The organism is Yoonia sp. (genome assembly GCF_017854415.1).
GTDB lineage: Bacteria > Pseudomonadota > Alphaproteobacteria > Rhodobacterales > Rhodobacteraceae > Yoonia.
Genome location: NZ_JAFMHR010000115.1, coordinates 1 through 9,887, shown reverse-complemented (window position 1 = coordinate 9,887; position 9,887 = coordinate 1). Strand labels below are relative to the sequence as shown.

Below are 9,887 nucleotides of genomic sequence, written 5' to 3'. Positions count from 1 at the left end.
GGTATGGGCGCTGTTGCCGTAGGGCGGGGTCTTGCCGCGCTGCTTGGCCTCGTTCAACCGCTGGGCGATCTGGTTGACGTTGTTGCCCGCGCGGTTCAGCGCGGCCGACAGCCCGCGCATCTCCAAGGCCAGATCATCATCTGGCACAAAGAGATCGCTCGCCGCATGGACCAGCCGCCGCAACGCGTCCGCTCGGCTGTGGATCTCGCGCCGGGCCAGCACTGCATCAAACGTCGCCAGCTCATTCGGCGTCAGCCGCACATTTGCCACCTCTGTGCGCACGCGCCCGTCGACCTTGCGGTCCTGATCAGCGCGTAGCGTGTAGTGGATCGTGCGCGTCGTAACGCCGAACTCCCGTGCCAGATCTGCAACCGTCACACCATCAGAGCGCTTGCGCGTGATGGCAAAACGCTCCGCCTGGCTCAGGCGGATCATCGATTTGGCGCGGGGTGCGGCCATGTGAAGTAATCATCCCTATTTCTTGCCACTCTCATACGGGGCCGCTCCGTTATGACGTATCGTCATAATTGATGCAAGATTATAATCTTGTATCAACGGCCTCGTATTCCGTTTGGAGCAGCCAAAGCTGCGACCGCCGGGCAAAGCCCGGCACCATGCGCAAGGCATGGCACCACTCAATCGTGGTTCCATGCCTCAGCATCACCAAGCAGTTGCAGTGCAAGTGCGCTGGCAGCGCCTTTGGCGCTGGCATAGTTTGGATGATCAGGCAGCTCGTGCAGATCAAAGGGCTGTTGCGGATCGTCCGGTGTCTCCACCCTGACATAGATCGCCCAGCCATCGATCTGTGCTGGATCATCACAATATTCCTGCCCGCCATCGGGCAGATTGCAAAACCCGTGCAGATGCACGCTGGCGCGGCCCTCGCGGGCCGCTTGTTTGAGTTCAGAATACTTCATTGCAAAACCTCCGCGCTTTCCGTGATGAAAAATTCGTCAGGCTTGCCGTTCAGGTGGGTGCCATCCCGACTGGTCAAACCGATAGCTGACCCATTCCGCGTGAAGGTGATCAGGTACTGCCCGAGGACATCACGCGTCACCACATACCCGCTGTTGACCCAGTGAACGCGGTTGCCCGCGTCCACCGCTGTTTTGATCTCGTTCAGGGTCATCGCAACGCCTCCTCAAGGATTGCAAGAGCTCCAAGACAATCGTCGATATAGGGCTGCTCCTCGCCTTCCAGATCGTTCAGCTCCAGCCGGTTCAACACCGCATAAAGCGTGGCGCGCGCCTCACGTGCAGCGCTTCGCAGGCTGACGGTGTCTTCCACACGCGCGGTCGCAAAATCATCGCTGTGATAGCCTGCGATCATCGGATCTCTCCCGCCTTGTGTTTCCAACGCGGAGCGATGTCCTTGAACGGCACAGTGAAGGGCGGCAGCGCGTCAAAGCCGTTCGAGCTTTTGACCACCTTCACCTTGGCGCAATCATCCTCGACACTGAGGATCTCGACACAGAACACGCCACCCAATCCCGATTGGACAACGATTTCCTTGAGCTCATGCCGATGCTTCCCGCAATACACGCAGGCGCTATAGAGCCCATCGATGATGTGACCGCCGGTCGTGCGATCGCAGTCGCAGGTCCAGCATTTCGGGGGCTGATATTTGTGAGCCATTTGTGGCCTCCTTTTGGGTGCTGCGGTTGGGGCTTGGTTTTCCTTCCGCCGATGGGCTGCGCACCGGCCAATCTGATCTGCCCGAATACGCATGTATTCGGCGGAACAGAGTGGGTGGGGGCACAGCCCGACCCACGGCCCTGGAGCGGCCAGTCAATGGGTCGAAGCCAGCAAGTGGAGCGGCCCGCAGCGCCTACAGCGCGAGGACACGGTTGCTGACAAAGACGGCGCGCCCGCGCGGCGCTTGCCCATTGACGGGACGCGACAGGGATGTTGGGCGGACCAATTAAACGAAAAAGAGCCTGAAGGAGGTGAGCGGGCTGAAAGCCAGTCGATCCTCCGCACAGTCCGTTTGTCAGAGCGGCCCGTGCCCAGCAGCACGGGCCACAATTTTTCTTCTCGTTCAAAGTGACTGCGCCCCGCCACCAAGGCGGGGCGCAGGTGCTCAAAGCTCAACACCCGCTTTTAGGTTACCATCAGGATCCAACCATTTGCGGACCTCGGCACAATCCAAGCAAATGCACGTGGCACTGCCGTTCACGATGACCGGTGCCAGAAAGATCACCGGGTTCGACGCGCCGCATTTGCGGCACGTCATCGGGGGCAGGATTGCGGGGCCGCTCATGCTGCGGCCGCTTTCAATTGACCTGCGGCTGCTAGGACAAAATCGGCTGCCTTCTGCGCCTCGGACGCCGCACGAAAGATCGCCCGTTTGTCCTCCTTGAGCGCTTTCAACCAGCCCTCAACATAAACGGCGCTTTGTCCAAACTCCGGCGCAACGCCGATCTGTGCCCCCAGAAAACAGGCGCCGATCTCGGCCACCAACTCCTCGAAGGCATAGGCCTCGCGGTTGGCGAATTTCTTGATCCGGTCGAGGCGTTTTTCGCTGCCGGTCCAATGGATCACCTCATGGGCCAACGTCCCATAATAGCCTGCCCCATTGTGAAACGTTCCAATCGGCGGCATGTGGATGTGATCTTTTGCGGGGCTGTAATAGGCACGCGGGTCGTCACTGGTGAGGACCTCCGCCCCTGTCCGACTGAAAAACGCCTCAAGCTCTGGATCTTTCCCCGTGCCGAGGTCGCGCGGTGCCTCAGGCCGGATGTAGTAGTCCTCGGGCAAGCCTTCGATCTGATCCGCATTGAATACGCGATAGGCGCGCGCATAGGGCAGTTCTTCCTCAACGCCCAAATCGTTCTCTCGCGTGAATGTGCCGTATTTGACAACGGTCGACGACGTTTCACCCTTGCTGACCTGACCACCCAAATCCTGCGCCTGTTTATAGGTCATCCAGCGGCTGGACACGTACCCGTTCTTTGCCGCCATGATCCAGAGCATCAGAATATTGATCCCGCGATACTCTTCGCCATTGTGACGGGTTGGCAAGGCAATGCCGGACGCGCTACCAGTCCACGGCTTGCGCCATGGCGGCGTGCCTGCTTCGATCTCTGCAATAATGGTGTCGGTGACATGGGCATAAACATCAAATTCCGGTGCCATTTGTGGCCTCCTGTTCAAGGTTGTGCGGGCAAGGCTTGGTGCCTTCCTTCCGCAGATGGGCTGCGGCTCGGCCACCTGATCTGACCGAATACGCATGTATTCGGCGGAACAGAGTGGGAGAGGGCAAAGCCCGACCCATGGCCCTGAACGGGGCTGTCAATCGGCCACATTTGCGAAGAAAATGTCTGCGCCAAAAACCGACGCCAATTTGCCGCGCGAGGAATGGCTCGCTTGCGAGACAGGGGAAATTGGTGGCTGTTTTTGGGGATGGACTAAGGTTGACCGCCACGGTCAGGGATGTTGGGCGGACAAAGAATTTGATTAACGTCAGCACTAAGGTGAGCAGACGAAGTGAGCTCACCTTAGTGCTGTCCATTGAATCAATCAGAGCCGCGCGCACGAAGCGCGGCTAGGTTAGTTTGCCGGTAGAAAAAATGACACCTGGCGTTAGAGACGAAGTATTTTCACAAGCAGCATGTCCACTAACCTACCGACAAATTTAGAAAGTTCGCTTGCAAAGGTAACATCACACCGCTAGCATTCTGCCAGACCAAAAAATGTGCGCGCATACTTTTAATACGTATAAATTGCTCGGAGGCCATCTTGAATAACGAAAAGTCGGAACTTCGATGGGGCGTTGAGCAAAGGCTCGAGTTTATTGAGTTTCGCCTATTCTGGGATGGCAATCGTGACCTATCCCTTCTTCGCAAAAGTGGCTGAAATCATCGGGCGATTGACCTCACTTCAAGGCGACTGCACCACGGCTGAGGTGCATCGTCGGATGGCAGAAATCTACGGTGAACGAGAAGGAACGAGAAGGATGACGAACATGGTCATTCAATCTCAAATCGATTGGGGAACCCTCGATCGCAGTGAAAACCGCAAGACACTCACCCGAAAGAAGATCTTCGCTCTGGAAAGACCGGATCTGGTGCGCTGGATGACCAAGGCGGTGCTTAAATCTGTTGGGCGTCCTGTCGGGCTCGGGACGTTGGAGGCGCAACCGGTGATTTATCCATTTGGACTTGGCGAGAACCTTGGTTTTGTCCTTTCTTCCGCACATGACATCGACTTACGCGCGGATGGCACTGGAAGCCAAATTGTTTCGCTGATCACAGAACAGTAGAAGCAGCGATGGTTGCGATAGCAATGTGACCTATGTCAGCCAAAAGTAGATCGAAGGCACTTCGCTCAAATTCAGAGAAGTATTAACCATGTTCCGCGTTGATTTGAACCAGAACCGTTTGTCCCGCCTGTCCCAGAACCGCCAGGTTCGGTCGCAAGAAGAAGTGATCTGAGCTATGCCCCGAAAATCCGCTCTTTCTATCGAAAAACTGGCCGAGCTGCCTGCTGCAAAGCTTGCCCAACTGGTGCTGGATGAAGCGGAGCGCAACGCTGGCTTTCGCCGTCAGGTCAAAGCGGCACTAGCCGCGAAATCCGGGCCTGAAGGGATTGCAAAGCTGATCGACAGACGGCTGTCGGGGCTGGAACGTGCCAAAAGCTTCATTGAATGGGACAAAGCCCGCGCCTTTCGCGATGACCTGCAAAGCCTGACAGACACGATAGAGGCGGAACTGGCACCGGCCGCTCCAGATATGGCGATAGACCGGTTCATTCGTTTCATTGCCACCCATGAACACGTGTTTGAACGGGTCGATGATTCATCGGGCCACGTTCAGGATGTCTATTACCTTGCTATCATCAGCGCCGGGAAATTGACTGCACAGCTGAGCGCGTCCGAAGCCGCCTTGATGCCCGACAAAATAATGGCGCGCCTTGGTGAAACAACCCATGGCTATCTGGCGGATCTTGCCAAAGCCGTCGCACCCCATTTGCCCCAGTCAACACTTGCGCAGTGGGACACGGACCTGAACGCCACAATTAAAGAGCGCAAGGCTGAAGAGGCCAAGCTTTCGACGGATCGCTGGCATTATTCGATGACCTCGCAGTGGTCAGACATGCGCCAGACGATTGCAGAGGCGCGCGGCGACATTGACCTGCTGATTGCGCTGGAAAGCGCCAAGGAACCGCATTTACAGGACGTGCAGGGTATTGCCGAACGTCTTCTGGGTGTCGGGCGTGCAACTGAGGCGCTGGACTGGGTGCGCAAACCCGGATCACGCGCTAAAGGGCAGGATGATGAATTGTCGCCGAGAAAGATCCAACTCGAAGCGCGCATTCTGGAGGCATTGGATGACAAACCTGCTGCGCAAGCTCTGCGCTGGCAATGTTTTGAGAGCCGGCTGTCGGCTGACATTCTGCGCGAATATCTGAAAATGTTACCTGATTTTGACGATATCGACGCCGAAACCCAGGCCTTAAAACTTGGCCTGTCTCACCCAGTCCCGGAAACGGCACTGCGGTTTTATCTCGATTGGCCACGGCTTGACCTGGCTGCACAGGTCATCCTTCAACATTACTCAAATTGGGATGGAAGCCATTGGCATAGTTTGCCAAAAACGGCAGGCACACTGGAGCATGAGCATCCTGCTGCGGCAACAATCCTCTATCGCGCATTACTTGACGATATCCTCAAGAGTGCACGGTCCAAAGCCTATGGACATGGTGCTAAGTATCTGGGGAAATTGACCCTATTGGCCGAAACCGCCGACCCCTTGTTGCCAAAAGAGGTTATGGGCCATGAGGCATATCTGTCTGAACTCCGCAAAAAACATGGCCGCAAAACCGGATTTTGGGGACGAGTTGAGTAGATGGGTCATCTAGGAAATCGCCCGGAAGTCGGTTGGGTTGGTCATGACCTGAATATTGCGTTTGCCGTTGGCTCGAGACCAGAGTGCATGGAGATCTTGACCCCAAAAACATTGCAAGCTTGCCGGGGCGGGAAACCCGCCCCGGCGCACTGCTCACTCGGTGACCGGATCATCGATGCGTCGCGGGAAGGCGACCATTTCGACGTCGGGGAACATGCTGTGTTTGACGTTGATCGACGTGATGTTGCCGGTGTCATCGGTGTTGACGAAGAGAACGCCGCAGCGGTCCCAGAAGTTCTTGCCGTCTTTTTCGCCAGATTTGACGTTCAGTTTGAGAGTTTGAGTAGCCATTTTTTTGATCCTCACTTTGAGTGTTTCGATGAACATGGTCAAAGCGGGCACCAAGGGGATGTCAGCGGGAAAATTGTTTCGCGAGGAATGCGCTGGCGCAGGGGGATTTTCCTGTTGAAGCGGTGCTCACACCGCGTCTTGCACGGCTGCCCGCTTATGTTCAGCAATCAGAAACACGGCATTGAGGATCGGACATGGCACTAGCAAACTAATCGATCGCGTCATACCGCACCAAGAAGACGAAGGGCTTTGGCAGACCGATGAGGTGTTGACGGCCACAACGCCGCTGCAACAGACTATTCAAAAATGCCATCAAACTCTGAAGACATACCGTTGCTGCGCTTCTCGACCATGATCTCTACGTCTAACGCAGCCAACAGCGCGAAGACCGTGTCTAGTTTAGTGCCGCCCTTTCCAGCCTCGGCTTTTGAGATGGTTTCCTGCCAAACACCGCTGCGCATTGCAAGTTCAGCCTGCGTCCAGTTCTTCTCTCGACGAGCCTGGCGGATTGCATGCCCGAGGTTTTTGGGAGTGCGAACAAGGCTTTGCAAATCAGTTCTCCTGCCGTGATTATGATACTCAGGTCATAAAGCTCAATTATGACCTGAGTATCATACGTCAAATACCCTAACTCCTGGCTGTTTACGCTACAGCGTAAATTGGAGAAGTTTGCGCTGTAGCGTAAATTTGACACCACCATGCTACCTCACGCTTTCACCCCGGCTGCACGGACCTGAATTCTCGCTCTCAACGGCTCATTGACTTTCAGAAAAACATGCATGATTTTCTGACAAAGAGTTCAAGCATGATTACGTCGAATATCAAGCAACGCATCATTGGAAAGGGCCGCGGGGCAATCTTTGCACCGGTTGACTTTCTTGATATCGGGTCACGCGCAAGCGTAGACCAAGCCTTGTCGCGTCTGGCCGATCAGGGAGTGATCCGACGGCTCACACGGGGACTATACGACTACCCAAAGAAGAGTCCTCGCTTCGGGTTTCTGTCGCCATCCGCAGATGACATCGCAAAGGCAGTTGCCCGTAAGGATGGTCAGATTCTGCAACCGTCGCCATCAATGGCCGCCAACTGGTTGGGCCTCTCAGCTCAGGTGCCTTCCAAGCCTACCTACATGACCAACGGCCCAACACGGACCAAAAAAGTTGGGCTGCAAGTCATCCAATTCCGGAACGCGTCCTCCAAGACACTGGTCGGCGCAGGCCATAAGACCGGGGTGATCTTCCAGGCATTGCGTTATCTTGGCAAGGATCGTGTAGACAGCCAAATCGTCGACCAGCTTGCTCGCGCACTGGATGACAAGGACCGGATGCTGTTGGCAAAGCAAAGCAGGCATGTCCCTGCTTGGATGCACCCGATCGTGAAACAGATTGTTGCGCACGCATAAGCCAAGTCGATAGCTGCGCTTAGTTTCGAGAACTGCCCCTGTTCACAATCGCAACAAATCCGTTTCCTCGTGCTCGAAGGCTGTCGTCATCTCTTTGATCTCTCTGTCCGGTGCACCCAAGGCGCGGGCAACTTCACGCCAAGCCATTGTCGCCTCAGCCACCTCTGCAATTATTTGATTGGCGTCGTCGAGCTCTAGAAGATAGTTCTCATGTTGAGCGCGGTGCAATGCGATGCTGGCATCAGGATTGTCATCGTCGACGTAGCTCTTGAGCACACGTGGTTGGTTCGGAACCGGATTAATGTCGTAGGCTGGTGAGAGGTGCCAGCCGCCTTGCCCACGAAGAAATCCGTGATTTCGCATATGGTCATCAAGGTTCGTTACAAGAATAGAAAAGGTGACCCGCCTGTAGAGCTCCTCTCGGTCTCGGTCCGGAGTGACGCTTTCCGAAGTTATAACATCTGCCAAGTCCAAATAGCTGTAGCTTTCCCCATCTCTTCCGTTGAGCATAGCCATCGCCGAAATGAATGGGATTCTGCCGTCTTCGTTCCGATCAAATCGATGAGACAAAAAGACCGGCTTATCGCCCGCCATCTCAATGGTGTGATCAGAAACAGTAATTCCGGCACGCCTTGCCAGCTCCAGCGCGATGGCTTCCCAGCGTTCAACGCAATAGGTGTCCGTCTCTTTCGGGAACTTCGCAACAGAGAGACGCCCGTGTTGGTCGAGAATGCTGGCCTTTGGCCGAGCCCCCCCCAAGGAACTTCCTGGGGCAAACAGCATCCTAAGATCTTCGGCGGTCTCCTCCCCGCGAAGTACGCGCTGAGACGCTTGAAGCAAATCACCGAGACTAAGCAACGCAGGCACTCCAATCCCCTCGCGTTCTTGAAACTCATCATCAACCCTGAAGCGTAGTGCCCCCAAACGGGTCTCGTCATTTACCCCCAGCAGGTAGTCTGTTTCTTGCAGCGTCCTAGGGCGTCGCCCCTCGGCCTCTGCCATGCGGCCCTCAAAGCGCCTCATAACCGTCCGACCCCAAGTATCGGGGGAAGAATCTCCAATTGGAGCAAGCATGTCTTGCCCTGCCTGAGGGACAAACTGCCCCATCCCCAGAGGCATATCCGGCGAAAGCCCAAAGGCATTTTCGTCGCCGAGCCAATCGTCATGATAGGTAAAGGACACCCGCTCTCGCCCCCGTCCTGCGGTGCGGTGGAGCGTGCCAACCCGTTTCAACCCCTTCCAGTCGATCCAGACCTCAACCATTTTTCAATCTCGCTCGCTGTGGCAGGTCATCCAGGGACATCAGATCACCAACCGAGTCGTCGAGATGCCCCCATCCTTTCAGAAGGCCAAGCGCCTGCAACACTGCCACGTAGGTGCCAATCTTGACTGCTGGATTCCCGCTTTCGATCTTGGCTATGGTCTGTCGAGTTGTTCCGGCACGTTGCGCAACAATTTCAGCGGTTAGCCTTCGGCGCAGGCGGGCAATGCGAATGTTTTCACCAAGTGTCGTGAGTTCCTTGCGTGCTGCCCGGGGCATTTTGATCGCAACAGCCATAATGATCTCTCCAAGTAACACAAAGTCCAATAATGTTATGCGGAGATCACATTAATGTCAACACGTGGTGTTTCGCAACGCAGGCTCTTCGCTCAAGCCAGATTAGGCTTTGCGTTATCTCAAAGAAACATTGGGAGACTTAGCGTTATTTCTAGGAAACATTAACTCTTCAATCCTTCGCACTTGCTCTCTCATGTTGCTCATCTTACTCAAACCGTCGACAAACGCGGGATAATTTTGATGATTACCCCTGAAAGTCACGCCCGAAGCCCCGCCGCGCGAACCTGCTCAGGCGTCACCAGCCTCATTGCGATCAGGTCCTGAAACTGCCGGTTGGTGATATGGCGGCACATAGGATGACGCTCATGGATCCAGCTAGCGAGCCGGGTACGGCCGTTGACTTCGGCCTCTCGAGCATTCTCGCGATCCGCCTGTATCTGGGTAAGCCCCTTCTCCCATCGACGCATCTTGAACCAGTTGTCCGAGAAACAGACCTTGCTGCGCGTGTAGCCCTCGCTTTCCTTGGCATAGGCTTTGACCGCCTGAAGCAGGTCATCGGGCTCAACGCCTGCCTTCAAGGCCGCTGCGACCAGACGCAGACTGGTCCGTCGATCTCGGATCCTGTCCTCAGGATAGGCCGCCAGGATCTTCTCAGATTCAAGATCTTCAACCTCCTCCGCCGCCTCGCGCCTGCGCGTAGGTGGTTTATGGATGGTTTTAGGATGGTTTGG

Annotated in this window: 13 protein-coding genes and 2 pseudogenes; 3 read left to right on the top strand and 12 right to left on the bottom strand. The window is 55.6% G+C overall.

Annotation, left to right across the window (positions count from 1 at the left end):
- The 7 genes and pseudogenes from QZ197_RS12445 to QZ197_RS12415 all read right to left on the bottom strand — a co-directional run.
- The coding region (locus QZ197_RS12445; protein ID WP_296432325.1) for a hypothetical protein at nucleotides 1-459 on the bottom strand (459 nt) is incomplete at its 3' end.
- Nucleotides 460-635: 176 nt separating this feature from the next.
- Nucleotides 636-917, bottom strand: coding sequence for a hypothetical protein (locus QZ197_RS12440; RefSeq protein ID WP_296432324.1), 282 nt, complete (start codon nucleotides 915-917; stop codon nucleotides 636-638).
- Between the two features lie 23 nt (nucleotides 918-940).
- A pseudogene (locus QZ197_RS12435) lies at nucleotides 941-1,129 on the bottom strand (hypothetical protein); the annotation flags it as partial.
- The gene (locus QZ197_RS12430) at nucleotides 1,126-1,329 is read right to left on the bottom strand and encodes a hypothetical protein (RefSeq protein WP_296432323.1); all 204 of its coding nucleotides are present in this window, start codon (nucleotides 1,327-1,329) and stop codon (nucleotides 1,126-1,128) included. The pseudogene QZ197_RS12435 and the gene QZ197_RS12430, both read right to left, overlap by 4 nt.
- Nucleotides 1,326-1,634, bottom strand: a complete 309-nt coding sequence (locus QZ197_RS12425) for a hypothetical protein (RefSeq protein WP_296432322.1) — start codon at nucleotides 1,632-1,634, stop codon at nucleotides 1,326-1,328. The genes QZ197_RS12430 and QZ197_RS12425 overlap by 4 nt, the downstream gene beginning before the upstream one ends.
- A 445-nt stretch (nucleotides 1,635-2,079) precedes the next feature.
- Nucleotides 2,080-2,259 (bottom strand): hypothetical protein, encoded by a 180-nt coding sequence (locus tag QZ197_RS12420; RefSeq protein WP_296432321.1) that lies wholly within the window; start codon nucleotides 2,257-2,259, stop codon nucleotides 2,080-2,082.
- Complete coding sequence (locus QZ197_RS12415) at nucleotides 2,256-3,134, bottom strand: zincin-like metallopeptidase domain-containing protein (RefSeq protein WP_296432320.1); 879 nt, start codon at nucleotides 3,132-3,134, stop codon at nucleotides 2,256-2,258. Before QZ197_RS12415 ends, QZ197_RS12420 begins: the two co-directional genes overlap by 4 nt.
- A gap of 658 nt (nucleotides 3,135-3,792) precedes the next feature.
- Between QZ197_RS12415 and QZ197_RS12410 the strand changes: the two genes are divergently transcribed.
- Nucleotides 3,793-4,260, top strand: coding sequence for a hypothetical protein (locus tag QZ197_RS12410; RefSeq protein WP_296432319.1), 468 nt, complete (start codon nucleotides 3,793-3,795; stop codon nucleotides 4,258-4,260).
- 175 nt (nucleotides 4,261-4,435) lie between these two features.
- Nucleotides 4,436-5,845, top strand: coding sequence for a DUF6880 family protein (locus tag QZ197_RS12405; RefSeq protein ID WP_296432318.1), 1,410 nt, complete (start codon nucleotides 4,436-4,438; stop codon nucleotides 5,843-5,845).
- Between the two features lie 153 nt (nucleotides 5,846-5,998).
- Here QZ197_RS12405 and QZ197_RS12400 read toward each other — a convergent pair whose 3' ends face one another.
- Nucleotides 5,999-6,196 (bottom strand): hypothetical protein, encoded by a 198-nt coding sequence (locus tag QZ197_RS12400; protein ID WP_296432317.1) that lies wholly within the window; start codon nucleotides 6,194-6,196, stop codon nucleotides 5,999-6,001.
- A gap of 296 nt (nucleotides 6,197-6,492) precedes the next feature.
- Complete coding sequence (locus QZ197_RS12395) at nucleotides 6,493-6,747, bottom strand: helix-turn-helix transcriptional regulator (RefSeq protein WP_296432316.1); 255 nt, start codon at nucleotides 6,745-6,747, stop codon at nucleotides 6,493-6,495.
- A 254-nt stretch (nucleotides 6,748-7,001) separates the two neighbouring features.
- On the opposite strand from QZ197_RS12395, the gene QZ197_RS12390 reads away from it, so the two are divergent.
- The gene (locus QZ197_RS12390; protein ID WP_296432315.1) at nucleotides 7,002-7,598 is read left to right on the top strand and encodes a DUF6088 family protein; all 597 of its coding nucleotides are present in this window, start codon (nucleotides 7,002-7,004) and stop codon (nucleotides 7,596-7,598) included.
- A 42-nt stretch (nucleotides 7,599-7,640) separates the two neighbouring features.
- On the opposite strand, the gene QZ197_RS12385 is transcribed toward QZ197_RS12390, so the two are convergent.
- From QZ197_RS12385 to QZ197_RS12375, 3 genes and pseudogenes are all read right to left on the bottom strand, one after another.
- On the bottom strand, nucleotides 7,641-8,861 hold the full coding sequence (locus QZ197_RS12385; protein WP_296432314.1) for a type II toxin-antitoxin system HipA family toxin: 1,221 nt from the start codon (nucleotides 8,859-8,861) through the stop codon (nucleotides 7,641-7,643).
- Nucleotides 8,854-9,156 (bottom strand): helix-turn-helix transcriptional regulator, encoded by a 303-nt coding sequence (locus QZ197_RS12380; protein ID WP_296432313.1) that lies wholly within the window; start codon nucleotides 9,154-9,156, stop codon nucleotides 8,854-8,856. The genes QZ197_RS12385 and QZ197_RS12380 overlap by 8 nt, the downstream gene beginning before the upstream one ends.
- 257 nt (nucleotides 9,157-9,413) lie before the next feature.
- A pseudogene (locus tag QZ197_RS12375) lies at nucleotides 9,414-9,887 on the bottom strand (hypothetical protein); the annotation flags it as partial.